This window comes from Sphingobium sp. TomTYG72, from assembly GCF_055394715.1.
This window is the reverse complement of record NZ_AP027336.1, coordinates 2,175,942-2,201,476: the sequence shown is the minus strand read 5'-3', so window position 1 is coordinate 2,201,476 and position 25,535 is coordinate 2,175,942. Positions and strand designations below refer to the sequence as shown.

Below are 25,535 nucleotides of genomic sequence, written 5' to 3'. Positions count from 1 at the left end.
TGCTCACCCCTGTCCCAAGGTCGAGATCGCCGATCTTCTTTTCAAGGGAAGGCCGGGTTCAGATGCCCAAGCCGGGACAATCTCGGCCTAATCTTCGTCGAACAGCCCGGCCAGCTGTTCCACCATCGTCCCGCCAAGCTGTTCGGCATCCATGATGGTGACCGCCCGCCGGTAATAGCGGGTGACGTCATGACCGATGCCGATCGCCACCAACTGCACCGGCGACCGATTCTCGATCCACTCGATCACCTGACGCAGATGGCGCTCCAAATAGGTGCCGCTGTTCACCGAGAGGGTGGAATCATCGACGGGGGCACCATCGGAAATCACCATCAGGATACGGCGTTCCTCATTGCGCGCGATCAGCCGCTGATGCGCCCAAAGCAATGCCTCGCCGTCGATATTTTCCTTCAGCAGCCCCTCGCGCATCATCAGGCCCAGATTCCGCCGCGCCCGGCGCCATGGCTCATCAGCCTTCTTGTAGATGATGTGCCGCAGGTCATTGAGACGCCCCGGCATCGGCGGCCGTCCGGCGGCCAGCCAAGCCTCCCGGCTCTGACCGCCCTTCCAGGCGCGCGTGGTAAAGCCCAAAATCTCCGTCTTCACGCCGCAACGCTCCAACGTGCGCGCCATGATGTCGGCGCTGATCGCCGCGATGCTGATCGGCCGCCCGCGCATCGAACCACTATTGTCGATCAGCAGCGTGACGACCGTATCGCGAAACTCGGTATCCCGCTCGATCTTGTAGGAAAGCGACCGTGTCGGATCGATGACGATCCGCGCCAGCCGAGCGGCATCGAGCAGCCCTTCCTCCTGATCGAAGTCCCAGGACCGCGACTGCTGCGCCATCAACCGCCGCTGCAGCCGATTGGCGAGCTTCGTCACCGCGCCCTGCAAGCTGACGAGCTGCTGGTCGAGGAAGCCGCGCAGGCGGTTCAGCTCATCCTCGTCGCACAAATCCTCGGCGGTCACCACCTCGTCATGCGCGACCGTATAGGGCTTATAGTCGAAACCGGGCGGCAAGTCGGACATCGGCCGGTTGGGACGGACGGGCATCATGCCCTCATCGCCCATGTCGTCGGCGCCTTCATCGCTGTCGGCGTCGAAATCGTCGCTATATTCGGTCTCGCCTTCCTCGCTGTCGCCGCCCTGATCCTCGGCGCGCGCCTCGGCGTTCATGTCACTGTCGCCAGCGTCCTCCTCGCCGGAGTCGCCCTCTTCTTGGCTCTCCTCTTCGTCCTCGCCCTCTTCCTGCTGTTCCTCTTCGTCGGTCTCGGGCGGCATGTCGGTTTCAACGAGCTGCAGATGCTCCAACATGGCCTGTGCCAGTTTCTGGAAAGCGCGCTGATCGTCGATGGCGAGGCCCAGCGCATCGAGGTCGGCGCCCGCCTTCTCCTCGATCCACGCATCGACCATCGCCATGCCGGTGATGGCATCCTTGGGGATCGGCTGGCCGGTCAGCCGCTCGCGCACCTTCAACGCCAGCGCCGTCGAAAGCGGCACTTCATCGGCGGATCGCGCCCGGCGCAGCGGGTCCGACTTCAACCGCAAGTCCAACGCATGATTGAGGTTGTCGCGCACCCCTTCCATCGCCCGCGATCCAATCGCCTCCACCCGCGCCTGCTCCACCGCGTCATAGACCGCGCGCGCGGTCGCGTCGGCTGGCGCAGCAGCCGTATGCACACGCGCATTATGGTGGCGCAGGCGCAGCGCATTCGCGTCAGCAAACCCGCGAGCGAGCGCCACCTGATCAGGCGGCAGGTTCCGGCCCGGAGTGGGCACCTTGATCGCCTTGCCCGCCATATGCGGCGCGTCGGCGGTGAAGCCCACCTCGACCTCGGCATCGCGCGCGATTGACCGGGCCGCGCCCGATAGCACGTCCTTGAAGGCATCCAGAGGCGACCGCTCCGCCATCAGTCGAGCAGCCTTTCGCGCAGGCTCCGGCGCGCAGCCGCGTCGATGCCCAGAGATTCGGCCAGATAGCCCTCGATCCCGCCATGGTTCGCGTCCAGCTCCGCGAACAGGCTGTCGAGATAGGCCACGTCAACGGCCAGCACGGGCTCCAACGCCTCCGCCCGGGCAGACCATGCCCGCGCAACCAATGAGTTGCGCTGGTTCAGCAGCCAATGCCAATCGGCATGCTCTTTGGTCAGCAGATAATCCTCAACAATCGTCTCACGCGGCACGCCCAAAGCCGCCAGGATCAGCGCCGCGCCAACGCCGGTGCGGTCCTTGCCAGCCGAACAGTTGATGATTATCGGCAGGCGCCCGGCGGCAATCTGCCCGAACATCGCCCGATAGGATGCGGCGTGGTCCGCCGGAATGGCACGATAGAGCGCGATCATCGCGTCACGCATATCCTGCGCGGTCGCATCCTTCCGCTTCAGCATATCGCCCAGAACGCCGCTGCTTTCGCTATAATCGCGGCAGAAATAATCGACCTCCGCCCCGTGCCAGATCGTGGGTTCGGCGCTGCGCTCATTGCCCCTGCGGAAATCGCAGATCGCCCGGATGCCGAGCGACCGCAGATGCGCCGCGTCCGCATCGCTCAGCAACGCCATCGTCCCCGACCGAAAAAGCGCGCCCCGACGAACCACGCGCCCATCCGCCGTCGCATAGCCCCCAAAATCGCGCAGGTTGAACGCGCGCTCCAACGGCAGGCGGCGCTGATCAGCGACCAGGGCGCTGGTGTCCGTCACGGCCGTTCGCCCTCGCCAACTGGCGGCACGGCGATCGTCTCGATCCGCGTTTCGACTTCGCTCATCAGCTTGTGGACAGGGCAGCGCGCGGCGACGCCGATCAGCGTGTCATGCTGCTCCGGCGACAACGGCCCGCTCAGCGCGATCCGCGCCGTCAGCCGGTAAATGCCATCCCGCTCCTCGCTCGCATCACGAATGACGCCAACATGGATGCCCTCGACCGGAATGCTCTTGCGCTGCGCATACCAAAGCATCGTCATCGCCTTGCACGCGCCCAATGCCGAATCATACAGGTCATGCGGATCAGGTCCGGCATCATGCCCGTCAGGCGGCGTCATATCGACGATCAGCTCATGGCCCCGGATGTTGACCCGGTGCGCGCTGCCATCCGGCGCGATGCGCTCTACGACTATCATTGCATCACGCCGCCCGGTGGGCGACGCTTTCGGGCAGGTCCTTGCCGAACACGCGCTGATAATATTCCGCCACCAGCGGCCGTTCCGCCTCATCGCATTTGTTGAGGAAGGACAGGCGGAAGGCAAAGCCGATATTCTTGAAGATCAACGCATTCTGCGCCCAGCTGATCACGGTGCGGGGACTCATCACAGTCGAAATGTCGCCGTTGATGAAGCCCTGGCGGGTCAGTTCCGCCACCTTGATCATATTCTCGACTTCCTTGCGGCCGCCTTCATGATCGTACTCCCCAGACTTGGCGAGCACGATTTGCGCTTCGGTCGCGGCTGGCAGGTAATTGAGCGTCACCACCAGATTCCAGCGGTCCATCTGGCCCTGGTTGATCTGCTGCGTCCCATGATAGAGGCCGGTCGTGTCGCCCAGACCCACGGTATTGGCCGTGGCGAACAGCCGGAAATGGGGATTGGGCCGGATCACACGGTTCTGGTCGAGCAGCGTCATCTTGCCGTCCGTTTCCAGCACGCGCTGGATCACGAACATCACGTCCGGACGACCGGCGTCATATTCGTCGAACACCAGCGCCACCGGCCGCTGCAATGCCCAGGGCAGCAGCCCTTCGCGGAATTCCGTCACCTGCTGTCCATCCCGCAGCACGATCGCATCACGGCCTACCAGGTCGATACGGCTGATATGTGCGTCCAGGTTAATGCGGATGCAGGGCCAGCGCAGCCGTGCCGCAACCTGCTCGATATGGCTCGACTTGCCGGTGCCGTGATAGCCCTGCACCATGACGCGCCGGTTATAGGCAAAGCCCGCCAGAATCGCGAGCGTGGTGTCCGGATCAAAGACATAAGCGGGATCAAGATCGGGCACCCGCTCGTCCGCTTCGGAAAAGGCGGGGATTTTCATATCAACATCAATGCCGAACACTTCCCGCGCATCCACCTCGCGGTCGGGCGCGGCCAGCAGCGTCTCTGATCGGGTATCGGGCTGGACGTTGGGAATGTCGGTCATTGCTCTTCTTTCTATTCGCTCTCCTCCGCCGTAACCCATAGCGAAGGCCGGTGTCGAGTGGCCAATCCATCCGGCGCGGCCTGCCTGTTCACGCGAAGGCAGCCGCCTTGCGCAGCAGCCCATAGGCCTCGATCACGCCCTGCAATGCGCTTTCGTGACTGCGGTCGCCGCCATTATGGTCGGGGTGATAGCGCCGCAGCAGCTCTGTATAACGTAGCCGCAGCGCCTTGCGATCCGCGTCGATGGACAGGCCCATGACAGACAGCGCCTTGCGGTCCTCCTTGGACAGGAACTTGCCGTCCTCCCGCATCTGGCTGTCGGCACGAGCCTTTGCCACCCGCTCCTTGAACTTCGCACCAATCGCATCAAGCGGGTCCTGAAAGTCCGACCATTTGGGCGGCGGGCTCGCGGCGTTGGAGGAAAAGGCGCGCGTTTCCCGTTCCCACCCCGCAAAGGGCCGTTGGGCAGCGGCGATTTCGTCGGGGCTCATGCCGGTGAAGAAATTATAGCCCTGATTGAATTCGCGCACATGATCCAGGCACAGCCAGCGCCAGCGCGGGCCTTCCTGATTGGGTGACGCGCCCTCCAGCGGGGGCGCGCGAAACTCTCCGGGCTCGGCACACCCATCGACCGCGCAGGGGCGGTCACTTTCCACGCGGCCATGGAAGCGGTTGAAACGGCGGGTCGAGTAGGGGTCGGTAGACAAGATTGCCCTGATGCATGATGGAACAAAGGGCCTATATAGGGGCGATGAGCACCCAACTGAAAGGCCCGGTGGCCACGGAAATCGAACAGCGGCTGCGCGCCGCCCTGTCGCCAGAGCATCTCGCCGTGATCGATGACAGCGAGAAGCATCGCGGTCATGCGGGGCATGACGGTTCGGGCGAAAGCCATTTCACGGTAGAGATCGTCTCGGCCGAGTTCGCGGCCAAGAATCGCGTTGCCCGCCAGCGGCTGGTCAACGCCGCGCTCGCCGATCTGCTGCGCGACAAGGTTCATGCGCTGGCGATCAAGGCTCGCGCGCCCGGCGAAGCCTGATCAGGGGAAAGCTCATGACGTTAGACGACCTCGTCATCCAGACCATTAGCCCGACCACCCATGATCTGGGCGACTTCCGCGTCCATCGTTCACTGCCCGCGCCGGGCCGGACGATGGTCGGCCCCTTCATCTTCTTCGACCAGGCCGGACCCGCGAAGATCGGCGCGGGGCAGGGAATCGACGTGCGCCCACATCCGCACATCAATCTCTCGACGGTCACCTATATGTTCGAGGGCGCCTTTCTGCACCGGGACTCCTTGGGCACCGAGCAACTGATCGAGCCGGGCGCGATCAACCTGATGACCGCAGGCAGCGGCATCGTCCATTCCGAACGCTCCCCCGACAGCGACCGCGCGCGCGAGTCCAAAATCTCGGCCATTCAGACATGGCTCGCCCTGCCGGACGGCATTGAGGAAATGGCGCCAGCCTTCGAACATGTCAGCGAAGGCGGCTTGCCCGTCATCGACTGCGGCCGGGCCAGCGCGCGCGTCATCATGGGCAGCCTTTGGGGAGCGACGTCCCCGGTCACCACCTATGCCGACACCATCTATGCCGACATTCAACTATCACCCGGCGGGACCGTACCGATCGACACCGACGCGGACGAGCGCGCCATCTATGTCGCTGGCGGAGACGCGGCGCTCGATGGCGTCGCCCTGCTGCCCCAGACGCTCTACGTCCTGCGTCCCGGCACCCGCGCCACATTGATGAGCGTCGATGGCGGCCGGGTGATGTATTGCGGGGGCGAGGCGTTCAAGACGCCCCGCCATGTCTGGTGGAACTTCGTCTCCTCTTCGACCGATCGCCTCTATAAGGCGCGCGAGGATTGGGAAGCGATGCGCTTCCCCCTGATCCCCGGCGATGATCAGGAATTCATTCCGATCCCGAAAGGACGGCCCAAGACGGTGAGCTATCCGTAAGCCTCCAGCATAACGGGACCACCTAACCCCGTTCGGGCTGAGCCTGTCGAAGCCCCTTCCTTCTTTTCAAGAGAAGCCCCCTTCGACTGCCTGCCAAGGCAGGCGCTCAGGACAGGCTTCGACAAGCTCAGGGGGAACGAGGGGAGTGGCGTGCAGTCCCTAAGCTGGCGCTCACTGAACGAACGTCAGCGACAAATTCTCGGCGTTCTTCGGAATGTCGATCCGGCTCTCGTTGATCGACGCTTCCTCGCCCGGTTTCAGGCTCGTGCGATCCGCTTTCGTCGTCCAGCTGAACACCAGCCGGTTCTGCTGATCGCGCAACTGCACCAGCACCGGCGGCACGGGCAAAGTCTGCTTCCCGCTGTTCACGATCCGCGCGCCAAAGGCGAAATATTCCTCCCCGGTCGGCAGCTTGCGCCGCTCGGCGGGCTTGGACAGGTAGAATAGCAGGTCTGGGTCGCCCTCTTCGGAAACAAAGCCCAGATTGATCGCCCAGCTTGGCGTGCCGAAATACCAGAGCGCGCCACCCACGCCGCCAACGGCCAGGCAGAAAAGCACTGCCGCATAGGTCCACAGCTTCAGGCGATTGCGACGCGGCCTGACCGGCGCGGCATAGCTTTCCGCTGGCTCTTCACGGTGCCGACCGTAAATATCATCGACGCTGTTATCAGTCTGCGCTGCCGACATGCTCGGCGCGACGGCCACTGGCTCGGGTATCGGCGCAGCTACCGTCTCTACTGCCCGAGCAGGCTCAACCGGCACCTCGACGGGCGCAGCAGGAGGAGGCGGAGCAGAGGCAGCAGGCGGCGGAGTGGGGGCAGGACGCGCTTCGGCGGCGACGGGCGCTTCCGCCATCTCGACGGCCTTTTCCCTGACCGGCAGAGCCGCGCCTTCCTGGAACCAGCTATGTTTGCAGGAGGCGCAGCGAACCTGGCGGCCATCGGGGCCGACGGCGCTGTCCGGCACAATATAGCGCGTGGCGCAATTGGGACACACCAGGATCATGACGCTTCATAGCCATGGCTTGGACTCGAGGGCAAGCGGCATTGAATGGGCGGGTGCAAGATGCCGCGACTCGGCGGATGAAGGCGCTTGGCGCTTTACGCGTGGCCGCCCGCTGTGCCATGGCTGTACCCAAGGGGAAGCAGGGAGCGCGCAGGCGCATTCATCGAAGCATGTCGGCGATCGTCCAGTTCGAAAATGTCGGCCTGCGCTATGGTCTGGACAGTGAGACGCTGTCCGACGTCAGCTTCTCGCTGCATGGCGGCGGCTTCTATTTCCTGACCGGGGCGTCGGGCGCGGGCAAGACGTCGCTGCTGAAGCTCCTCTACCTCGCCCAGCGCCCCAGTCGCGGCGTCATCCGCTTGTTTGGGGAGGATGTGGTGACACTCCCCCGCAAGCGCCTGCCAGGCTTTCGCCGCCGCATCGGCGTCGTTTTCCAGGACTTCCGGCTGGTCGCGCATCTGTCCGCCTACGATAATATCGCCCTGCCGCTGCGGGTCGCAGGCATGGAGGAAAGCGAGATCGACGCTTCGGTCTCCGAAATGCTCAACTGGGTGGGCCTCGGCGACCGGGGGCAGGCGCGCCCGGCGACCCTATCGGGCGGCGAGCAGCAACGCGTCGCCATCGCCCGCGCCGTCATCGCCCGGCCCGAAATCCTCGTCGCGGACGAACCCACCGGCAACGTCGATGCCGATATGGCCCGCCGCCTGCTCACCCTGTTCGAAGCGCTCAATCGCCTCGGCACCACCATCGTCGTCGCGACCCACGACCTGCCGCTGATCGGTCAGGTGGAAGGCGCGCAGATGATGCGGCTGGACAAGGGACGGCTGTCCGATCCCACCGGATCGCTGCGCTACCCGCCCCGGCCGCAGGGCGCGGCAGCATTATGACGGGCGCAGATCGCCGCGCCGCCGCTGCCGCCCGCCACCGGCTGCTGCCCGAAGGCCGCGTCGCCGGACCCATGCCCTGGGTGATCGCGATCATGATGTTCCTGACCGTTCTTGCCGCAGCCTCCGGCCTTGGCCTTGCGGCGGCGGTGCAGTCGGTCGGCGCCGACCTTGCTGGACGTGCCACGGTCCAGATTGTCGAGGCCAATGCCGACCGGCGCGAGGCGCTGAGCGGCGCGGCAGCCCGGCTGTTGCGCAAATCCGCTGACGTTCGCGCTGTCCATCCGGTCGATCCGGCGACCCTCGCTGACCAGATCCGCCCGTGGCTCGGCCAGGATGCCGCGAGCGGCGACCTGCCCATCCCGGCGCTGATCGACGTCGAACTGACGCCCGGCGGCACGGCAGCCAAGGTGCAGCGGCTGGGCCGCGCCCTCGCTACCCTGTCGCCGAACATCCGCGTCGAACCCCACGCCGCCTTCCTCCAGCCGCTCGGCAGCCTGCTTGCCGCGCTAGGTGGCCTCGCCGCTGGCATCGTTTTGCTGATGGCGCTCGCCACCGCCGCCATCGTCGTGCTCGCCGCGCGCGCCGCGCATGACAGCCATCGCGGCACGATCGACGTGCTCCACCTGATGGGCGCCACCGATGTGCAGATCGCCCGGCTCTTCCAACGGCGCATCGGCCTCGACGCGCTGTTCGGCGGCCTGCTGGGCTTTGTCACCGCGTTGTTGGTCATCATCCTGCTGGGCACCCGGCTCGCAGCGACAGGGTCCGATCTGCTGGCGGCGATCAGCCTGCCGTGGAGCAGTTGGCTGATCCTTGCCACCCTGCCCATAGGCGGCGTCCTGCTCTCGACGCTGGCCGCACGGTGGACCGTGCTGCGATCCCTGGGGCGGCTCCTATGATTGTCCGCCTCTTTGCGGTGACCTTGCTCGCCTGGATATTGGGCTTCGCCTGGTTCGCGATCTTCCTGCCCCAGCCGCTCGATGGCCGCGCGACAGACGCCATCGTCGTGCTGACGGGCGGCGCTGGCCGGATCGACCGTGGCCTTGCCCTGCTTGAAGAGGGCGCGGCAAAGCGAATGCTGATCTCGGGCGTCGATCGCTCCGTCCGCCCGGCGGAACTGGCGGCGCAATATGAAAGGCCCGAACGGCTATTTTCCTGCTGCATCACTTTGGGCCGCGAAGCGATCGACACCCGCTCCAACGCCATCGAAACCGCGCATTGGCTGGAGCGCAGGGACTTCCGCACCGTCCGCCTCATCACGACTGACTGGCACATGCGCCGCGCCGCGCTTGAACTGCGGCAGGCGGTCCCGGGCAATCTGACGATCGTCTATGACGCGGTGCCGAGCAGACCCAGCCTGAGGGTGCTGATGCGGGAATATAATAAATATCTCCTCCGCCGCGCCGCCGCGCTCGTCGGGATTTGAAGAACGGCCTTATGATCACCGCCCTGCGCTCGCTTGTCTTCATGCTGATATTCTACAGCGGCTCATTGCTGCTGGTTCTTGCCGCTCTGGCTGTGGCATGGCCATGGCCTGCGGGGGTTCCCGTGGTGGCGACGGCATGGGGCCGCTTTCACCGCTTTTGCGCGCGCTGGCTTCTCGGGCAAAAGGTGCGGATCGAAGGCGACCTGCCGCACGGCAACTATCTCTATATCGTCAAGCATGAGTCGATGTTCGAAACCATCGACCTGCTCTGCATCTTCGATCGGCCAGTCATCGCGGCAAAGCGCGAACTGCTCGACATTCCTTTGTGGGGCCGTATCGGTCGGCTGTACGGCCTTATTCCGGTTGAGCGCACCGCTGGAGCCAGTGCCCTGCGAACCCTGCGAGCCGCCGCCCGCGCCGCAACCGATCAGGGCCGCGCCGTCTGCCTCTTTCCAGAAGGCACGCGCGTCCCTCATGGCGAAACGCCCCCGCTGCGTGCGGGCTTCGCGGGCCTCTATTCCCTCCTTCGCCTGCCAGTCGTTCCGATCGCGATTGACAGCGGTCTCTTGTCGCCGCGCGGCAAATTCATGAAGCGCGCGGGCACGATTACCTACAAGGTGGGCGATATCATTCCGGCGGGCCTCGATCGCCGCGAGGCGGAAGCTCGCGTCCATGCGGCGATCAACGCGCTGAACTCAGCCCAAACGGGATCGAGTGATCCCAGCTGAAAGGCGCTAAGTCCTAGGGCCGATCGACATTCAGGAGATGGCGTGTCGAAAATGGTGGTTTTCCGTGACCCGGAGCGCAGCGTACTCAAAGTACGTGAGCACCGGAAGCGCGGAGAACCGCTATTTGCAGATCGCCAGAACTGAATGTCGATCGGTCCTAGTGACGCCGCCCGAAGTCGGGCTTGGGATCATCCTGCCCCTGTTCGATGATCGACCGCCGGATGGCCCGCGTCTTCGTGAACAGGTTGAACAGCGTGTCCCCGTCATTCCACCGGATTGCCCGCTGCAAAGCCGAAAGGTCTTCGGAGAAACGTTGCAGCATCTCCAGCACCGCATCCTTGTTCGCCAGGAACACGTCGCGCCACATGGTGGGATCGGACGCCGCGATGCGGGTGAAGTCGCGAAAACCGCCTGCGGAATATTTGATGACCTCGGACTGGGTCACATCTTCCAGATCGCTCGCCGTGCCAACGATCGTATAGGCGATAAGGTGGGGCAGATGGCTCGTCACGGCCAGCACCAGATCATGATGCTGCGGGTCCATCGTCTCGACATCGGCGCCCACGCGATGCCAAAGTTCGGAAATGCGCTCGACCGCAGCCGGATCGGCTCCGGCAGGCGGCGTGACGATGCACCAGCGGCCCTGGAACAGGCTGGCGAACCCCGCCTCCGGCCCGCTATTTTCCGTCCCGGCGACCGGATGTGCGGGGATGATGACTCGTCCGGGCAGGGCCGCGCTCAGCTGCGCCAGCACATCGGCCTTGCATGATCCCACATCGCTCACGATGGCATCGGAGGGCAGATCGTCCGCAATCTCCGCCGCCGCCGCACCCATGGCCCGCACCGGCACGCACAGCACGACCAGATCGGCGTCGGTCACGCTGGCGCCCGCCGTGTCGGTCACATCGTCGCACAGGTCGATCGCCCGCGCGATCTGCCGCACATTTGGGTCGGCATCATGCCCCGTCACCCGAACCGTCGGCATATATTCGCGGATCGCCCGCGCGAGGGACGATCCGATCAGGCCAAGGCCGATGATGGTGACGCGGGAAAAAGGCAGCATGGTTCAGGCCGCCTCCGCCATCGCGCGCAGCTTCGCTGCGACCGCGCGCACCTGCTCTTCAGTGCCGATGGTGATGCGCAGCCCATTGGGCAGCCCCTGTCCGGGCAGCCAGCGCGTGGCGAAGCCTTCGTCCCACAGCCCCTTCATCGCCGCTTCCGCCGTCAGCGTGCCATTGAACAGGATCAGCAGGAAATTGGCCTTGCTCGGCACCGCCCGCAGCCCATGGTTGGACAGCGAAGCAACCTCATCGGCCAGCCAGGCCCGCCATGTGCGATTGTGCGCCCGGCTGGCATCCACCCAAGCCTGATCCTTCACCGCCGCAATCGCCGCCGCCTGCCCCGCCGTCGTCACATTGAACGGCGCGCGAATGCGATGCAGCGCATCGATAATCTCCGCGCTGGCATAGCCCCAGCCGATCCGCTCGGCCGCAAGGCCATAGATTTTGGAGAAGGTGCGGGTCACCAGCACATTGGCCGCGTTCTTCGCCAGCTCCAACCCGTCATCATCCTCGTCTGCGTCCAGATATTCGGCATAGGCCTGATCCAGCACGAACAAAATGTCCGGCCGCAGCGCCTTGTGCAGCCGCGCAATCTCCTCGCGCGGCGTCATGGTGCCCGTGGGATTGTTGGGATTGGCGAGGAAAACGACCTTGGTCTTGTCCGTCACGCAGGCGAGCAGCGCGTCCACGTCGGTCGCATAATCCTTGTCCGGCGCGATCACCGGGGTCGCGCCGACCCGCCGCGCGGCGATGTCGTAAACCGAAAAGCCGTAATGGACGTAAAGTATCTCGTCCCCAGGTCCGGCATAGGCGCTCGCCGCGATGTGCAGCAGCTCGTCCGACCCGGTGCCATAGATCACCCGAGCGGGATCAAGCCCATGCACCGCCGCAATCGCCTCGCGCATCTTCGCCGCGCCCGGATCAGGATAGGTCGCAAGGTCGGCCGTCGCCGCGACCAGCGCCGCTCGCGCGGCCGCGCCGGTACCTAGCGGGTTTTCATTCGCGCTGAGCTTGATCAGCGGGCGTCCGTCGTCGGCCGCCGCCTTGCCCGGCACATAGGGCGAAATGCCCAGAATCCATTCCTTGGGAGCAGGTTTCGTCATGGCCGCGCTTTAGCGTCATCCGCACCAAAGGCAAAGCGCTGCTATACGACCGGCGTGATCAGAGGTTCGCCCGCCGCCCACGCGTCAAGATTGGCAAGCACCAGATCGGCCATCGCCTTGCGGGTGTTCACCGTGGCGCTCCCCTGATGCGGTTGCAGCACCACATTATCCATGGCGAACAATGTTTCGGGCACGTGCGGTTCCTGTGCGAACACGTCCAGCCCGGCGCCACCAATCCGTCCTTGCACAAGCGCCGCCACCAGCGCGTCCTCATCGACCACGCTCCCCCGGCTGATGTTGATCAGTACGCCCTGCGGCCCCAATGCATCCAGCATCGCCGCATCGACCAGCCCGCGTGCCTCCGGCCCGCCCGATGTCGCGACGATGACGACGTCGCTCTCCCGCGCGAACTGGATCGGGTCGTCCACATAGCGGTAGGGCGTGTCGGGTTGAGGTCTGCGATTATGATAGATGATTTCGCCCGCGACCGGCTCCACCCGCCGCGCGATCGCCCGGCCGATCCTTCCCAGCCCCAATATTCCGATCCGTCGACCCGTGACGCTCCTGCTCAGGTGCACCGTTTCGCCGCGCGCCCATCTGCCCGACCGCACCATCCGATCATTGGCGGCGATGTTGCGCACCGTCGCATAGAGTAGTCCGACGGCCAGATCGGCGACATCGTCGGTCAGCACATCGGGCGTGTTGCTGACCTTGATGCCCTTCGTTCGCGCATGCGCGATGTCCACCTTGTCATAGCCTACCGAAAACAGCCCGATCATCTCCAGCCGGGGCAGCGCATTCATCATCGCCGCGGATGCCCCGGTCGCGCCGAACGACACCAGCGCGCGCGCTTCCCGCACTGCCTCGGGCAATGTGTCGGGGTCGGCATCCGCCGCCAATGCATGCACCAGGAACCGCGCTTTCAACCGCTCCTCCAGATAGGGCGACAGGGGGCCATAAGCGACGATCGGAATGCGGGTCTGGCTCATGCCCCCGTCCTAGACCATTCCCCACCGATTGACAGCACCCCTCCACGGTCCTAGCCCGCTTGCACCATGGCCAGCGCCTCCTTCACCGACGACAGCCGTTTCGGCCTCCGCCGCCAGGTCCGCCTGTCCGGCCCCCTGCGGCTGGACAGCGGCGCCGCGCTCGCGCCCGTCGACATCGCCTACGAAACCTATGGGCGGATGAACGCGGACAAGTCGAACGTCATCCTCATCTGCCACGCGCTGACGATGGATCAATATGTAGCGTCTGAGCATCCGGTGACGGGCAGGCCAGGCTGGTGGTGGCGCTTGGTAGGGGAGGGTCTGCCAATTGACCCGAATCGCCATTTCATCATCTGCGCTAATGTTTTGGGCAGCTGCATGGGATCGAGCGGTCCTGCTGTCCTCGATCCTGCGACCGGTGAACCCTACGCGATGAGGTTCCCAGTGATCACCATCGCAGACATGGTGCGTGCGCAGGCCATGCTGCTGGATCATCTGGGAGTAGAGCGACTTAAAACCGTTATCGGCGGTTCGATGGGCGGCATGCAGGCGCTCAGCTGGCCCACCATCTTCCCCGAGCGCGTCGAAAGCTGCATCGTCATTGCCTCGACCGCTCGCCACAGCGCACAGAATATCGCGTTCCACGAAGTCGGCCGCCAAGCAATCATGGCCGATCCCAACTGGCGCGGGGGCGACTACTATGTTGACGGGAAGGTGCCCGGCGCAGGCCTAGCGGTCGCCCGCATGGCCGCGCACATCACCTATCTGTCCGAAGCCGGCCTCACCGAGAAATTCGGCCGCCGCCTGCAAGGGCGCGATGCCAAGACCTTCGGCTTCGACGCCGACTTCCAGGTCGAAAGCTATCTGCGCCATCAGGGTCTGAGCTTCGTCGAGCGGTTCGACGCGAACAGCTACCTCTACATTACCCGCGCGATGGATTATTATGACATTGCCGAGGATCATGGCGGCAGCCTCGCCACCGCCTTCGCCCCGTCCAAGGCGCGCTTCTGCCTCGTGAGCTTCGACACGGACTGGCTCTACCCCACCGCCGAATCCCGCATCATCGTCCACGCCCTGAATGCCAGCGGCGCACACGCCAGCTTCGTCGAACTGTCGAGCCCCTTCGGCCACGACGCCTTCCTGCTCGAATGCCCGGAATTGAACCGCGTCGTCGATGGCTTCCTCAAGGGCGGCCGCGCATGAGCGAAACGCTTCGGCCGGACCTCGCCCTGATCGCCCGCACCGTCAGCCCCGGCGCACGAGTCCTCGACGTCGGTTGCGGCGACGGAGCGCTCATGGCCGCGCTGCGCGACACGAAACAGGTTGATGCGCGCGGGCTGGAACTGGACGCGGGCAATGTCGCCGCGGCCGTCGGCCGGGGCCTGTCGGTGGTGCAGGGCGACGCCGACACGGACCTTGCCTATTATCCCGACGCCAGCTTCGACTATGCGATCCTTAGCCAGACGCTCCAGACCACGCGCCGTCCCGATCTGGTCGTAGAGGAACTGCTGCGCATTGGCCGCCAAGCCTTCGTCTCCTTCCCCAATTTCGCCCATTGGCGCGGGCGGTTGTCGTTGATGTGGGGCGGGCGCATGCCAGTGACGCGGCTGCTGCCCGATACCTGGTACGACACGCTCAACATCCACCATGTCACCGTCGATGATTTCCGCGCGCTGGTGAAGGATCGCGGCTGGACGATCGATGGCCAATGGTTCCTCAAAGGGGACAAGGAAACGACCCACGCGAACGCCAACCTGTTCGCCGAGCACGCCGTGTTCCTCCTGCGCCGCTAAAGAAAGACCGCCGCGTCACCCGGCTGCCATGCGGCTCTGCGTGTCATGGCGCGGTCAAACAATTCCGACCCGATCAAAGCACGCAACCATGCCTGCACACGCGGCACGGGCTGTGCGTCAAACCATAGCTGATCAGCCGCCGCAAACTGTCGCGCAAACGGAAAGATCGCGATGTCGGCAAGCATCCTGCGCGCGCCGCACAGGAAAGCACTGCCCTCCAGCCGCGCCTCCAATGCGCCCAGCCACGCCATCCCTGCGGCTCGATGTTCCAGCGGGTCCGACCCATGGCGCGTCGCATATTTGTAACGGTCGAGATGTTGCTTGAATGGCCCGTCATTGGCGGCGACCAGCGCCGCATCATCCCCCTCAAGCCAGCCCTCCGGATCATGCAGGCGCAGCGCCCAGCGCATGACGTCCAGGCTTTCGTCGATCACGTCGTCGCCGGGTAACGCCAGCACCGGCACCGTGCCCTTGGGTGACAGCGCCAGCATAGACGCAGGCTTGTCGCGTAAAACGACCTCGCGCAACTCCACCTGCTGCCCGCTGATGATCAGCGCCATCCGCGCCCGCATGGCATAGGGGCAGCGCCGGAAACTGTAGAGGATGGCGTTCATCCCCCGACCGCCAAAATTCAGCGTTCCTTGGTCGCGCTGAACTTCACCTTGGGATGCCGCTCCTGCTGGTAACCCACATCCCACGCACTCTTCGCCATGAAGACGAGGTTGCCGTCCCGGTCCTTCGCCATGTTCGCCACGTTGAACGAGGCCAAGTCCTTCACCGCCGCATCATCGCCGGAAATCCAGCGCGCCGTATCGAAGGGGGAGGGTTCCAGCCCCGCCGCCACCTTATACTCGACTTCCAACCGCGAAATCAGCACATCCAGCTGCAACTGCCCGACCACGCCGACCACCCAGTTGCTGCCGATCTCGGGATAGAAAACCTGGATCACGCCCTCTTCGGACAGATCGTCCAGCGCCTTCCGCAGCTGCTTCGTCTTGGTCGGATCTTTCAGCGCCACGCGCCGCAATATTTCCGGCGCGAAGTTAGGCAGCCCCGTAAAGCGCACCCCCGCCTTCTCGCTCAGCGTGTCGCCGACCCGCAACGTCCCGTGGTTGGGAATACCGATGATGTCGCCCGGAAACGCCTCGTCGGCAATCTCACGGTCCTGCGCGAAAAAGAGGATGGGCGAATGCACAGCGATCGGCTTGCCCGACCCGCTCGGCGTCAGCTTCATGCCGCGCCGGAACTTGCCCGAACATAGCCGCATGAAGGCGATGCGGTCGCGATGCTGCGGGTCCATGTTCGCCTGAACCTTAAAGATGAAGCCGGTGACTTCGCTATTCTCCGGCTCGACCGGCGCCGGTTCGGCCGGCTGGGCACGCGGCGGCGGCGCATGGGCGGCCAGGGCGTCGATCAGCTCAGTCACGCCGAACAGCTTGAGCGCCGACCCGAAATAGACCGGCGTCAGATCGCCATGGCGATAGGCCGCCAGATCGAAATCGGCATAGCCACCGACCGCCAGCTCCGCTTCCTCGCGCAGCTTTTCGAGGCCCCGCGCGGAAATATGCTCGGCCAGCGCATCATCATCGATGCCCTCGACAAACACTTGCTTGCCCTCAAACTCCTTGCTGGGGCCGCTCGGCTGCCGCAGCCGGTTCTTGGCGAAATCGTAAATCCCCTCAAACTCGCCACCCATGCCGACCGGCCAGCTCATCGGGCACACGTCCAGCGCCAGCGCGTCCGCCACCTCGTCCAACAGGGCGAAGGTGTCGCGCCCCTCGCGGTCCACCTTGTTGACGAAGGTAATGATCGGCACGTTGCGCAACCGGCAAACCTCGAACAGTTTGCGCGTCTGCGGCTCGATACCCTTGGCCGCATCGATCACCATGACCGCCGAATCCACCGCCGTCAGCGTGCGATAGGTATCTTCGGAGAAATCCTCGTGCCCCGGCGTATCCAGCAGGTTGAAGGTAATGCCGTCGCGTTCGAACGTCATGACCGAGCTGGTCACGGAAATGCCGCGCTGCTGCTCGATCTTCATCCAGTCCGACCGCGCGCGCCGATTGGCCCCGCGCGCCTTGACCTCACCGGCCAGATGGATCGCGCCGCCTTCCAGCAGCAGCTTTTCGGTCAGCGTGGTCTTGCCCGCGTCAGGGTGGGAAATGATCGCGAAGGTGCGGCGGGATGGGATGGTCATGATGTTGTCGGGGGCTCGGTACAAAAACAACCGTTCGCCCTGAGCTTGTCGAAGGGCTTTACTTCCTTCCAGGGAAGAGGCTTCGACAGGCTCAGCCCGAACGGAATCATGGAAGCCGCCGTTACACGTCCACGACCGTCACGTCCATGCGGAACCGCCGCTCATCGCCCGGCAGCAGGCGCATGATGCCCTGCTTCTCCCAGACGTCCCCTTCGAACCCGACCAAGTCAGCCATCCCGGCCCAAGGCTCGACACACAGATAATGCGCTCCCGGCTTCTGCCACAGCCCCAGCCATGGCGTATCGGGAAAGTCGATCTTCAGCCGCGTCCCCCCCGGCACACCCCAATAGAGGCTATCGCTCTCCAACGCGTCCCAGATCAGCGCATCGCCTTCGAACATGGCATAAGTGGGATGCAGGACCTTGCCCTTCACCGGAGATGCCACGCTTTCCCGCGCGATCAGGCCCGGCTCGTCCCCCACCTTGCGCAGCGGTGCCGTTTCCACCTTCTCAAACTCTATCCGATGATCGTCCGCCGAACCGCCAAAAGGCAGGGGCCAGGCAAAGGCCGGATGATAGCCGAAGGAAAAGGGCATATCCGCCTCCCCCCGGTTCATGACCGTCGCCGTCATCATCAACGTGCCGCCCGCGACAGCGAACTGCATGTCCAGCCGGAAATCGAACGGATAGGCTGCCCGCGTCGCCGCGTCCGCCTCCAGCCGGAAGATCACCGATTCAGGCAGATGCTCCACCTGCGCGAACGCCATGTGCCGGGCAAAGCCGTGCTGCGGCATCGGATAATCATGTCCGTTCAGCCGATACACATCGTTGCGCGACCGCCCTACGAAAGGAAACAGCAAGGGCGCATGCCCCGTCCACCAGCGCGGATCGGCATCGGTCATGAGTTCGCGCCCCGCAGAATCCTTGAGCGACCAAAGCTCCGCGCCCAGCGGGTTGATGGCGGCGGTCAGCCCGTCCGACGCGATCGTTACAAGCTCGTCCATCAGTCCTCACCATTCGATCCTGTAGATCCAGCTCACTATTTCCGTTCGGACTGAGCTTGTCGAAGTCCTTCTCTTCAATGGCGTAAAGCCAGCCTCGCTACTCACCCTTCGGATCAGTCAGCCAGACCCCAATGTGAATGGCGAGGTTTCCCTCACCCCCGCAATGTCGCGCCCAGCTTCTCCGCCGCCTTCACGACAGCGGCGCTGATGGCGTCCAGCTCCTCCTGCGAGAAGCTCTTCTCGCCCGGCTGTAACGTCACCTCGATCGCCAGGCTCTTGCTGCCCTCATCCACGCCCGGCCCGACAAAGACGTCGAACAGGCGCGCATCCACGATGCTCTTCTTGTCCGCGCCCTTGACCGCGCGCACCAGCGCGTCCGCCTCGATCGCCTCGTCAACGACGAAGGCAAAATCACGCTTCACTGCCTGCAAGGCGGGCGGCGCGTAGGGTGCGCGCATGAAGCCGCTCTTCCGCTTGGCCGGGATCGCATCGAGGAAAATCTCGCCCGCGACTACCGTGCCGCTGATGCCGAATTGCTTAGCCAGCGAAGGATGCAGCACGCCAAATTCGGCCAGCACCACCTTGGGGCCAAGGCGCAATGTCCCCGACTGACCCGGATGGTAGGCGCCCGATGCCTCGCCAAAGCATTGCAGGTTCGCCACCGGCGCTCCGGCGGCGGCCAGCAGGGCGATGACTTCGGCCTTCGCGTCAAAGGCGGAAAATGCCTGTGCCTTGCCCGTCTGCCATCCGCGCGCGACTTTCTCGCCCGCCAGCACGAAACCGGCCGTGGCCCGTTCCTTGTCACTGAAATAGCGACGGCCCACCTCGAACAGCCGTACCGAAGTCGCGCTCCGGTCCATGTTCCGCCGCGTGGCGGACAGCAGGCCGGGCAGCAGCGAGGGGCGCATGACCTTCAGATCCTCGGAAATCGGGTTCGCCAGCGTCCAGTCGCCACCGCCGACAGAGGCCGCTTCCTTTTCCGAAATGAAAGACCAGTTGATCGCCTCGGCGAGGCTGCGGGCTGCCGCCGTCCGCCGTACCCGCCGCTCCATCAGTTGCTCGCCGGTTGCCGTTGGCTTGGCGACGCCGGGCATGCGGGGCAGGGGGGTGGAAGGGACCTGATCCAGTCCTACGATGCGCACGACTTCCTCGACCAGATCGGGCCAGCCATCGACATCTCGCCGCCAGCTGGGCACGCTGACGGACCAGTGAGCGGGCGTCGTTACTGGCGTGCCGTCCTCATAGTCGAACCTGGACTCATGTTCCTCGACGCCAAATCCCAGACTTTCCAGAACGCGCCTCTGCTCGGCATCGTCCACATAAACGCCCGCCAGCGTCAGGCATTGCGAGGTTTCATAGCGGATGATCTTGTTTGCCACGGGTGGCATGCCGGTGCGCGTCGCCTCGCTGGCGCTGCCGCCGCACAGCTTCATCACCAGATCGGCCGCGATCGACAATCCGTCATCCAGAAATGCCGGGTCCACCCCGCGCTCGAACCGTCCCCGCGCGTCGCTGGTCAGGCCCAGTCTCTGTCCTGTAACCGCGACGCGTTCGGGCGTGAAATAGGCGCATTCGATCAGCACGTCGGTCGTTGCCTCGCTGGCACCCGAATGCTCGCCACCCATGATGCCGCCAATGTCGTGCACCGCTTGCGTGTCGGCGATGACGGTCATCGTTTCATCCACCGCGTAGGTCTTGCCGTTGAGCGCCAGCACCTCTTCGCCAGCCTTGCCCAGACGGGCGGTTAGCGGACCTTTCAGCTTGGCCATGTCGTACACATGCAACGGCCGACCAAGGTCGATCATCAGATAGTTGGTGATATCGACCAGCGTGCTGATCGGCTTCTGCCCGATCGCTTTCAACCGTCGCGCCATCCATTCGGGCGACGCGCCATTGGTGACGCCCCTGACCGTGCGCGCGAAGAAGGCCGGACAGCCATCTTCATCCTCGATCCGCACGTCCGGCCCCGGCCCAACACCCTCAACCGTGGGCACGACGATCGCGTTCAGCGTCCCCAGCCCTGCCGCCGCCAGATCGCGCGCAATCCCCCGCACGCCCATGCAGTCCTGACGATTAGGTGTTATACTGACATCAATCACCGGGTCATCGAGCCCGGCCCACTCGGCATAGACCCGCCCCACCGGCGCATCCGCGTTTAATTCGATGATTCCTTCATGATCTTCGCCCAGTTCCAGCTCCCGGAACGAACACATCATGCCGTTGGATTCGACCCCACGAATGGCAGTTTTCTTGAGCACCATGCCGTTGACGGGCACCACCGCGCCCTCGGTCCCGAACACGCCAACGAGGCCCGCCCGAGCGTTGGGCGCACCGCACACGACCTGCAACGCTCCATCGCCCGCATCCACCGTCAGCACCTGCAACTTGTCCGCCTGCGGGTGAGGCTCCGCCGTCAGCACCATGGCGATGCGGAAGGGCGCGAGCTTCTCCGCCGGATTCTCGACACTCTCGACCTCAAGGCCGATATCATTGAGCGTCTTGAGGATCGTCGGCAGGTCGGCATCGGTATTGAGATGCGTCTTGAGCCAGCTCAGCGTGAACTTCATGCGCCCACTCCTCCGCTCAGCGTCGGCACATCCAGCGCCGAGAAGCCATAATGTTTCAGCCAGCGCAGATCGCCGTCGAAGAAAGCGCGCAAGTCGTTCATCCCATATTTCAGCATGGCGAGCCGGTCGACGCCGGTGCCGAAGGCAAAGCCCTGCCATTCGTCCGGATCGAGCCCGCACGCTTCGATCACCCGCCGGTTGACCATGCCGCTGCCCAGCACTTCCAGCCAGCCGCCACCCGGCGCGTCGCCGTCGCCGCCGATCACCCGCTGGCCATTGGTCAGCGTGTAGCCGACATCCACCTCGACCGAAGGTTCGGTGAAGGGGAAGTAGCTCGGCCGCAGGCGCAGAACGATATCGTCACGCTCGAAGAAAGCCTTGAGGAAGGTTTCCAACGTCCATTTGAGATGGCCAAGGGTGATGCCCTTGTCGATCACCAGCCCCTCGATCTGGTGGAACATCGGCGTGTGCGTTGCGTCACTGTCCGACCGGTAGACACGGCCCGGCGCGATGATGCGGATCGGCGGCTCGCCGTTCATCATCGTGCGGATCTGCACCGGCGAGGTGTGGGTGCGCAGTAGCATCTTCTGCCCGGACTCCGCGTCGGGGAAGTAGAAGGTGTCATGCATCGCCCGCGCCGGATGCGTCTCGGGAATGTTGAGCGCGGTGAAATTATGCCAGTCGTCCTCGATCTCCGGCCCTGTTGCGACGGAGAAGCCAAGGTCCGCGAAAATCTCCGCCAGTTCGTCCATGACCTGGCTCACCGGATGCACCGACCCCTGCGCGCCGAGATCAGCGGGCAAGGTCATGTCGATCTTTTCCGCTGCAAGTTTCGCATCCAGTGCCGCTTGCTCCAGCGCCGCCTTGCGCTCGGCCAGTGCAGAGGTGACGCTTTCCCGCAGATCCTGGATCGGCGGTCCCTTCTCCAGCCGATCCTCAGGGCTCATCGACCCCAATGTCTTGAGCAGCCCCGTCACCACGCCATTCTTGCCCATGGCCCCCACACGCAAGGCCTCCAGCGCGTCGAGCGTGTCGGCGGCATTGATGTCGGCGACCAGGCCGGCTTTCAGATTGGCAATCTCACTCATCACAATCTCACTATCTCGTCATTCCCGCGAAGGCGGGAACCCATCTCCTGACCTCTCGATCAGTCGCAGCGCAGAGAGGGCAATGGCTCAAAGCCGAAACCCAGCGCCAGATCGTCCCAGTCAGGATTTCCAGCTTCGATCAGCTCGATTTTCCACTGCCTGTTCCATTTCTTGATCCGCTTTTCGCGCTGGATTGCGCTCTCCATCGCGTCATGCGGTTCGAACCAGACAAGGCGCTTGACGCCGTAGTCGCTCGTGAAGCTCTCGATCAAGCCGTTTCGATGCTGATAGATGCGCTTTGTAAGGTCGGAGGTCACACCGATGTACAAGGTGCCGTTCTTTCGGCTTGCTAGAAGATAAACAGTGGGGTTGGTCTCAGGCTTCATGGATGCCTCGGGAGATGGGTTCCCGCTTTCGCGGGAATGACGAAGAGAGAGACGGCACCCCGGTAATGCGCTGCCGGGACAACCTCCATACCACTCCCGCTGAGTAGGGGCTGAGCGAAGTCGAGGCATGCATTTAAGGATTGGCCCCTCGATACGCCATTCCGACAAGCTTAATGGTTACTCAGGGCCAACGGCAGGTGCAAAACGAAAAAGGGCGCCGGAAGCATCTGCCCCGGCGCCCCTTGGACGATCTTGCGACCGTTCTAAGCTTAAGCTGCGGGCAGCGCAGCCTTCGCCTGGGCGATGATGGCGCTAAACGCCTCGCCTTCGTGCATTGCGATGTCGGCCAGAACCTTGCGGTCCAGATCGACGCCAGCCAGCTTCAGGCCGTGCATGAACTGCGAATAGGTCAGGCCCTCGGCGCGGACGCCAGCGTTGATGCGCTGGATCCACAGGCCGCGGAAGGTGCGCTTCTTGACCTTGCGGTCGCGATAAGCGTACTGGCCGGCCTTTTCGACGGCCTGGCGAGCGATGCGGATCGTGTTCTTGCGACGGCCATAATAGCCCTTCGCCTGATCCAAAATCCTCTTATGCTTCGCCTTGGTGGTCGTACCACGTTTTACGCGTGCCATGTGCCTCTACTCCTTACTTCAGGCCGTAGGGCGCCCAGAGGCGCACGTGAGCGACATCGGAATCCGACAGCACGGACGTGCCGCGATTCTGGCGGATATACTTTGCGTTGTGGCTGATCAGGCGGTGACGCTTGCCAGCGACGCCGTGCTTGACCTTGCCGGAAGCGGTGAACTTGAAGCGCTTCTTCACACCGCTCTTGGTCTTGAGCTTGGGCATTTTCGTCTCCTTTTTCAGCGCGACGATTACGGACAGCCACGGCAGCCCTAGTTAGCCGGGCGGTCCTTCCAAATATCGCGAAGGGGCGCGCATAATCGGCCAGCCGCCGGAAAGCAAGGTGATTCGGACCCAAAGCAGGGGAAGGGCGTTCTTGCGCCATGGCCGACGCCGATCCCCTGCGGCCGGGCACACCGGCGAAATCGGCTCCTGCTCCCGATAGCGGGGCAGGAGGCGTCGGCCATTATTGGTCCTCCGCGCGTCAGAAATGGCGCAATGTTCCCCTGCCGCTGCGTATGATCGCCTATATCGTCGGCCTGATCTTCCTGCTGTGGCTGATCCTGTTTGTCACGAAGGGCCGTTTCCTCAAACATCCGTTCGAGCGCTTCCTCACCAGTCGGCTGGAGCGCCCAGTCAAGGTCGCCGGTGACTTCCAGCTCTATTTCGCGCCCATCACGATCAAGTTTCGCGCCGAGGGAATGACGATCGCCAACACGCCGTGGGCGAGTCGGCCGCATTTCTTCCATTCCGACCTTATCGACACGCGGATCGCGCCGCTCAGCCTGATCTTTGGCGACCAATATCGCGTCCGTTGGCTCGAGCTTCGCAACGCCGCCGCTGACCTGGAATGGTCTAGGGATGGCAAGAGCAATACATGGACCTTTGGTGACCCGAATAAGAAGGGCGAGCCGCTCAATCTGCCGCTCGTCCGCCGCGCGCTGCTTGCCGGAACGACCTTGCGCTATCGCGACCCCCGGATGCAGTTGTCCACCGACATAAGCTTCGAAACGGTGAAGGCGCAGGACACGCGCTTTGCGAGCGACATCCGCTTTTCCGGCGACGGCACGATGCGGGGCCGTCCCTTTACCTTGCGCGGAGGACTGCTCTCGCCCAACGAAACTGTAACAGGCGGCAAGAACAGTCTTGCGCTCCACGCACAGTCCGGCCCGACAATTTTGGAGGTTAGTGGCACCTTGCCCGGCGCGACCGAGATTGAGGGAGCGGACCTGCGGCTGCTGACGCGCGGTCCCAATCTTGCCCTGCTGTTCGACTTTCTGGGCGTCGCCATCCCTGAAACCCGCACCTATCGCTTCACCTCCGCGCTTACCAAGCAGGGTGGAGAATGGCGCTTCACCCATCTCAAGGGCCGGTTCGGAGACAGCGACCTTTCCGGGCGCATGACCGTGTCGCTGCCCGACAACCGCCTGCGCCTGAAGGCGGACCTGAATACCCACACCCTTGATATCGTCGATGTGGGTCCCTTCATCGGCTACAATCCTCACAAGCTGGAAGCTCAGGGCGCCAGTGGCGCGATCGAGAATGTCGGCGGCAGGCCGCGCGTCTTGCCCGACGCACCGCTCAGGGTAGAGGCGCTGCGTAACTTCGACGCCAATGTCCGCTATGATGTGCGCCAAGTCCGGGCGCCCAATGTGCCCATTTCCAATATCGGCCTTACCCTCGCGCTGGAGCGTAGCCTGCTGACGCTGTCGCCGCTCACCTTCGACATGTCCGGCGGACATGTCAGTTCGGACATAGAGATAAACGCGAGGGCTCAGCCGGTGCGTACACGCTACGATGTGCGCCTGTCACCGACACCCATGGGCAAGCTCCTTGGCCGTTGGGGTGTCGAGGAATCGGGAACCACAGGCATCATCAAGGCGCGGGCGCAAATGACAGGTTCGGGCAACACTGTGCATGATTCGCTTAGCACGGCGAATGGAAGGATCGCGGTCATTCTGCCTGCTGGCACCATGTGGGCACGCAATGTCCAGCTTGCCGAACTGGACATAGGCACCTTCATCACGAAGATGTTCGAAAAGAAGCTGAAGGAACCTGTCCAGATCAATTGCGGGCTCATCGCCTTCACGGTTCGCAACGGCATCGCGGCGGCGGACCCGATCATCATCGATACCAAGAAGAACGTCATGCTTGGACGGGGCGGCTTTTCCTTCCGTAACGAGAGCCTCGATCTCGCCTTCCGCGCAGACGGCAAGAAGTTCAGCCTGTTTTCCGGCCAATCGCCGGTCGGCATCACGGGCTATTTCGCGAAGCCCGGCATCAACGTCATCAGTCCTGAACTGATCGCGCGTGGCGGTGCGGCGGCGGCGCTGGGGATCGCGGCGAGCCCGCTTGCTGCCGTCCTGGCCTTTGTCGATGTGGGGGACGCCAAGAGCGCAGCGTGCGGCCCCGTCCTGGCAGGTGCGACCGCCACTGCGCAGAGGACGAAAGGTGGGAAGCCCCGAGATGACGTAGGCCGGGGCACAACTTCAAAGGAAGAGTCCGGCAAGGCCAACGCCAGGGAAGAAAAGAAGCAAAAGAAGAAGTTTCTGGGGATTTTCTAGGGTAATGCTGCGAACGCAATTTATCGCGA

The 25,535-nt window shown here is 63.9% G+C and carries 26 protein-coding genes; 9 read left to right on the top strand and 17 right to left on the bottom strand.

Annotation, left to right across the window (positions count from 1 at the left end):
• Positions 1-87 precede the first annotated feature (87 nt).
• From cobT to ACZ5U1_RS10930, 5 genes are all read right to left on the bottom strand, one after another.
• Positions 88-1,914, bottom strand: coding sequence for a cobaltochelatase subunit CobT (gene cobT / locus ACZ5U1_RS10950; protein WP_464778430.1), 1,827 nt, complete (start codon positions 1,912-1,914; stop codon positions 88-90).
• Complete coding sequence (locus ACZ5U1_RS10945; protein ID WP_464778429.1) at positions 1,914-2,699, bottom strand: tyrosine-protein phosphatase; 786 nt, start codon at positions 2,697-2,699, stop codon at positions 1,914-1,916. The genes cobT and ACZ5U1_RS10945 overlap by 1 nt, the downstream gene beginning before the upstream one ends.
• Entirely contained in the window at positions 2,696-3,115 is a 420-nt protein-coding gene (locus ACZ5U1_RS10940) for an OsmC family protein (protein ID WP_464778428.1), read from the bottom strand. Before ACZ5U1_RS10940 ends, ACZ5U1_RS10945 begins: the two co-directional genes overlap by 4 nt.
• Before the next feature lie 4 nt (positions 3,116-3,119).
• Positions 3,120-4,127: a cobaltochelatase subunit CobS gene (cobS, locus tag ACZ5U1_RS10935; protein WP_464778427.1), complete on the bottom strand. Its 1,008-nt coding sequence runs from the start codon at positions 4,125-4,127 to the stop codon at positions 3,120-3,122.
• 88 nt (positions 4,128-4,215) lie between these two features.
• Positions 4,216-4,833: a DnaJ domain-containing protein gene (locus ACZ5U1_RS10930; RefSeq protein WP_464778426.1), complete on the bottom strand. Its 618-nt coding sequence runs from the start codon at positions 4,831-4,833 to the stop codon at positions 4,216-4,218.
• A 44-nt stretch (positions 4,834-4,877) separates the two neighbouring features.
• On the opposite strand from ACZ5U1_RS10930, the gene ACZ5U1_RS10925 reads away from it, so the two are divergent.
• Positions 4,878-5,165 (top strand): BolA family protein, encoded by a 288-nt coding sequence (locus tag ACZ5U1_RS10925; protein WP_449474457.1) that lies wholly within the window; start codon positions 4,878-4,880, stop codon positions 5,163-5,165.
• 14 nt (positions 5,166-5,179) lie between these two features.
• Positions 5,180-6,085, top strand: coding sequence for a pirin family protein (locus ACZ5U1_RS10920; protein ID WP_464778425.1), 906 nt, complete (start codon positions 5,180-5,182; stop codon positions 6,083-6,085).
• Between the two features lie 171 nt (positions 6,086-6,256).
• Here ACZ5U1_RS10920 and ACZ5U1_RS10915 read toward each other — a convergent pair whose 3' ends face one another.
• Positions 6,257-7,090 carry an MJ0042-type zinc finger domain-containing protein gene (locus tag ACZ5U1_RS10915; RefSeq protein ID WP_464778424.1) on the bottom strand — a complete coding sequence of 278 codons (834 nt, stop codon included), beginning with the start codon at positions 7,088-7,090 and terminating at the stop codon, positions 6,257-6,259.
• Between the two features lie 170 nt (positions 7,091-7,260).
• Here ACZ5U1_RS10915 and ftsE point away from each other — a divergent pair, with 170 nt between their 5' ends.
• From ftsE to ACZ5U1_RS10895, 4 genes are read left to right on the top strand one after another with little or no spacing between them, the layout of a single operon-like run.
• Complete coding sequence (gene ftsE, locus ACZ5U1_RS10910) at positions 7,261-7,977, top strand: cell division ATP-binding protein FtsE (protein ID WP_464778423.1); 717 nt, start codon at positions 7,261-7,263, stop codon at positions 7,975-7,977.
• The gene (locus tag ACZ5U1_RS10905; RefSeq protein ID WP_464778422.1) at positions 7,974-8,876 is read left to right on the top strand and encodes a cell division protein FtsX; all 903 of its coding nucleotides are present in this window, start codon (positions 7,974-7,976) and stop codon (positions 8,874-8,876) included. The genes ftsE and ACZ5U1_RS10905 overlap by 4 nt, the downstream gene beginning before the upstream one ends.
• Entirely contained in the window at positions 8,873-9,403 is a 531-nt protein-coding gene (locus tag ACZ5U1_RS10900) for a YdcF family protein (protein ID WP_464778421.1), read from the top strand. Before ACZ5U1_RS10905 ends, ACZ5U1_RS10900 begins: the two co-directional genes overlap by 4 nt.
• Positions 9,404-9,414: 11 nt before the next feature.
• Positions 9,415-10,131 carry a lysophospholipid acyltransferase family protein gene (locus ACZ5U1_RS10895; RefSeq protein WP_464778420.1) on the top strand — a complete coding sequence of 239 codons (717 nt, stop codon included), beginning with the start codon at positions 9,415-9,417 and terminating at the stop codon, positions 10,129-10,131.
• Positions 10,132-10,288: 157 nt separating this feature from the next.
• Here the strand turns inward: ACZ5U1_RS10895 and ACZ5U1_RS10890 are convergent, their stop codons facing one another.
• Genes ACZ5U1_RS10890 through ACZ5U1_RS10880 form a run of 3 tightly spaced genes read right to left on the bottom strand, consistent with a single transcriptional unit; the run spans position 10,289 to position 13,284 of the window.
• Positions 10,289-11,194 (bottom strand): prephenate/arogenate dehydrogenase family protein, encoded by a 906-nt coding sequence (locus ACZ5U1_RS10890; protein WP_464778419.1) that lies wholly within the window; start codon positions 11,192-11,194, stop codon positions 10,289-10,291.
• Positions 11,195-11,197: 3 nt separating this feature from the next.
• On the bottom strand, positions 11,198-12,295 hold the full coding sequence (gene hisC, locus ACZ5U1_RS10885) for a histidinol-phosphate transaminase (protein WP_464778418.1): 1,098 nt from the start codon (positions 12,293-12,295) through the stop codon (positions 11,198-11,200).
• A 41-nt stretch (positions 12,296-12,336) separates the two neighbouring features.
• Positions 12,337-13,284 carry a 2-hydroxyacid dehydrogenase gene (locus tag ACZ5U1_RS10880; RefSeq protein ID WP_464778417.1) on the bottom strand — a complete coding sequence of 316 codons (948 nt, stop codon included), beginning with the start codon at positions 13,282-13,284 and terminating at the stop codon, positions 12,337-12,339.
• Positions 13,285-13,350: 66 nt separating this feature from the next.
• Here ACZ5U1_RS10880 and metX point away from each other — a divergent pair, with 66 nt between their 5' ends.
• Positions 13,351-14,487, top strand: coding sequence for a homoserine O-acetyltransferase MetX (gene metX, locus ACZ5U1_RS10875; RefSeq protein WP_464778416.1), 1,137 nt, complete (start codon positions 13,351-13,353; stop codon positions 14,485-14,487).
• A complete protein-coding gene (gene metW / locus ACZ5U1_RS10870) occupies positions 14,484-15,077 on the top strand; it encodes a methionine biosynthesis protein MetW (protein WP_464778415.1) in 594 nt (197 codons plus the stop codon). The genes metX and metW overlap by 4 nt, the downstream gene beginning before the upstream one ends.
• On the opposite strand, the gene ACZ5U1_RS10865 is transcribed toward metW, so the two are convergent.
• The 8 genes from ACZ5U1_RS10865 to rpmI all read right to left on the bottom strand — a co-directional run bounded on the left by ACZ5U1_RS10865 (position 15,074) and on the right by rpmI (position 23,167).
• Positions 15,074-15,691: a glutathione S-transferase gene (locus ACZ5U1_RS10865; RefSeq protein WP_464778414.1), complete on the bottom strand. Its 618-nt coding sequence runs from the start codon at positions 15,689-15,691 to the stop codon at positions 15,074-15,076. The two genes, metW and ACZ5U1_RS10865, sit on opposite strands and share 4 nt — an antisense overlap.
• Positions 15,692-15,708: 17 nt before the next feature.
• Positions 15,709-17,274 (bottom strand): peptide chain release factor 3, encoded by a 1,566-nt coding sequence (locus ACZ5U1_RS10860; protein ID WP_464778413.1) that lies wholly within the window; start codon positions 17,272-17,274, stop codon positions 15,709-15,711.
• 121 nt (positions 17,275-17,395) lie between these two features.
• Positions 17,396-18,277, bottom strand: a complete 882-nt coding sequence (locus tag ACZ5U1_RS10855) for an aldose 1-epimerase family protein (RefSeq protein WP_464778412.1) — start codon at positions 18,275-18,277, stop codon at positions 17,396-17,398.
• A 152-nt stretch (positions 18,278-18,429) separates the two neighbouring features.
• Positions 18,430-20,844 (bottom strand): phenylalanine--tRNA ligase subunit beta, encoded by a 2,415-nt coding sequence (gene pheT, locus ACZ5U1_RS10850; RefSeq protein WP_464778411.1) that lies wholly within the window; start codon positions 20,842-20,844, stop codon positions 18,430-18,432.
• Entirely contained in the window at positions 20,841-21,932 is a 1,092-nt protein-coding gene (gene pheS, locus ACZ5U1_RS10845) for a phenylalanine--tRNA ligase subunit alpha (RefSeq protein WP_464778410.1), read from the bottom strand. The genes pheT and pheS overlap by 4 nt, the downstream gene beginning before the upstream one ends.
• A 59-nt stretch (positions 21,933-21,991) precedes the next feature.
• A complete protein-coding gene (locus ACZ5U1_RS10840; protein ID WP_464778409.1) occupies positions 21,992-22,318 on the bottom strand; it encodes a GIY-YIG nuclease family protein in 327 nt (108 codons plus the stop codon).
• A gap of 269 nt (positions 22,319-22,587) precedes the next feature.
• Entirely contained in the window at positions 22,588-22,950 is a 363-nt protein-coding gene (gene rplT / locus ACZ5U1_RS10835; RefSeq protein ID WP_022682430.1) for a 50S ribosomal protein L20, read from the bottom strand.
• A gap of 13 nt (positions 22,951-22,963) precedes the next feature.
• Positions 22,964-23,167 (bottom strand): 50S ribosomal protein L35, encoded by a 204-nt coding sequence (rpmI, locus tag ACZ5U1_RS10830; RefSeq protein ID WP_183955972.1) that lies wholly within the window; start codon positions 23,165-23,167, stop codon positions 22,964-22,966.
• A gap of 158 nt (positions 23,168-23,325) precedes the next feature.
• On the opposite strand from rpmI, the gene ACZ5U1_RS10825 reads away from it, so the two are divergent.
• Positions 23,326-25,506: an AsmA family protein gene (locus ACZ5U1_RS10825; protein WP_464778408.1), complete on the top strand. Its 2,181-nt coding sequence runs from the start codon at positions 23,326-23,328 to the stop codon at positions 25,504-25,506.
• The last annotated feature ends 29 nt before the right edge of the window (positions 25,507-25,535 follow it).

What these genes read in the sequence shown, in the direction of transcription:
- cobT (WP_464778430.1), bottom strand. Translation starts at nt 1,914, where the DNA reads ATGGCGGAGCGGTCGCCTCTGGATGCCTTCAAGGACGTGCTATCGGGC.
- ACZ5U1_RS10940 (WP_464778428.1), bottom strand. Translation starts at nt 3,115, where the DNA reads ATGATAGTCGTAGAGCGCATCGCGCCGGATGGCAGCGCGCACCGGGTC.
- cobS (WP_464778427.1), bottom strand. Translation starts at nt 4,127, where the DNA reads ATGACCGACATTCCCAACGTCCAGCCCGATACCCGATCAGAGACGCTG.
- ACZ5U1_RS10925 (WP_449474457.1), top strand. Translation starts at nt 4,878, where the DNA reads ATGAGCACCCAACTGAAAGGCCCGGTGGCCACGGAAATCGAACAGCGG.
- ACZ5U1_RS10920 (WP_464778425.1), top strand. Translation starts at nt 5,180, where the DNA reads ATGACGTTAGACGACCTCGTCATCCAGACCATTAGCCCGACCACCCAT.
- ACZ5U1_RS10915 (WP_464778424.1), bottom strand. Translation starts at nt 7,090, where the DNA reads ATGATCCTGGTGTGTCCCAATTGCGCCACGCGCTATATTGTGCCGGAC.
- ftsE (WP_464778423.1), top strand. Translation starts at nt 7,261, where the DNA reads ATGTCGGCGATCGTCCAGTTCGAAAATGTCGGCCTGCGCTATGGTCTG.
- ACZ5U1_RS10905 (WP_464778422.1), top strand. Translation starts at nt 7,974, where the DNA reads ATGACGGGCGCAGATCGCCGCGCCGCCGCTGCCGCCCGCCACCGGCTG.
- ACZ5U1_RS10900 (WP_464778421.1), top strand. Translation starts at nt 8,873, where the DNA reads ATGATTGTCCGCCTCTTTGCGGTGACCTTGCTCGCCTGGATATTGGGC.
- ACZ5U1_RS10895 (WP_464778420.1), top strand. Translation starts at nt 9,415, where the DNA reads ATGATCACCGCCCTGCGCTCGCTTGTCTTCATGCTGATATTCTACAGC.
- ACZ5U1_RS10890 (WP_464778419.1), bottom strand. Translation starts at nt 11,194, where the DNA reads ATGCTGCCTTTTTCCCGCGTCACCATCATCGGCCTTGGCCTGATCGGA.
- hisC (WP_464778418.1), bottom strand. Translation starts at nt 12,295, where the DNA reads ATGACGAAACCTGCTCCCAAGGAATGGATTCTGGGCATTTCGCCCTAT.
- ACZ5U1_RS10880 (WP_464778417.1), bottom strand. Translation starts at nt 13,284, where the DNA reads ATGAGCCAGACCCGCATTCCGATCGTCGCTTATGGCCCCCTGTCGCCC.
- metX (WP_464778416.1), top strand. Translation starts at nt 13,351, where the DNA reads ATGGCCAGCGCCTCCTTCACCGACGACAGCCGTTTCGGCCTCCGCCGC.
- metW (WP_464778415.1), top strand. Translation starts at nt 14,484, where the DNA reads ATGAGCGAAACGCTTCGGCCGGACCTCGCCCTGATCGCCCGCACCGTC.
- ACZ5U1_RS10865 (WP_464778414.1), bottom strand. Translation starts at nt 15,691, where the DNA reads ATGAACGCCATCCTCTACAGTTTCCGGCGCTGCCCCTATGCCATGCGG.
- ACZ5U1_RS10860 (WP_464778413.1), bottom strand. Translation starts at nt 17,274, where the DNA reads ATGACCATCCCATCCCGCCGCACCTTCGCGATCATTTCCCACCCTGAC.
- ACZ5U1_RS10855 (WP_464778412.1), bottom strand. Translation starts at nt 18,277, where the DNA reads ATGGACGAGCTTGTAACGATCGCGTCGGACGGGCTGACCGCCGCCATC.
- pheT (WP_464778411.1), bottom strand. Translation starts at nt 20,844, where the DNA reads ATGAAGTTCACGCTGAGCTGGCTCAAGACGCATCTCAATACCGATGCC.
- pheS (WP_464778410.1), bottom strand. Translation starts at nt 21,932, where the DNA reads ATGAGTGAGATTGCCAATCTGAAAGCCGGCCTGGTCGCCGACATCAAT.
- ACZ5U1_RS10840 (WP_464778409.1), bottom strand. Translation starts at nt 22,318, where the DNA reads ATGAAGCCTGAGACCAACCCCACTGTTTATCTTCTAGCAAGCCGAAAG.
- rplT (WP_022682430.1), bottom strand. Translation starts at nt 22,950, where the DNA reads ATGGCACGCGTAAAACGTGGTACGACCACCAAGGCGAAGCATAAGAGG.
- rpmI (WP_183955972.1), bottom strand. Translation starts at nt 23,167, where the DNA reads ATGCCCAAGCTCAAGACCAAGAGCGGTGTGAAGAAGCGCTTCAAGTTC.
- ACZ5U1_RS10825 (WP_464778408.1), top strand. Translation starts at nt 23,326, where the DNA reads ATGGCCGACGCCGATCCCCTGCGGCCGGGCACACCGGCGAAATCGGCT.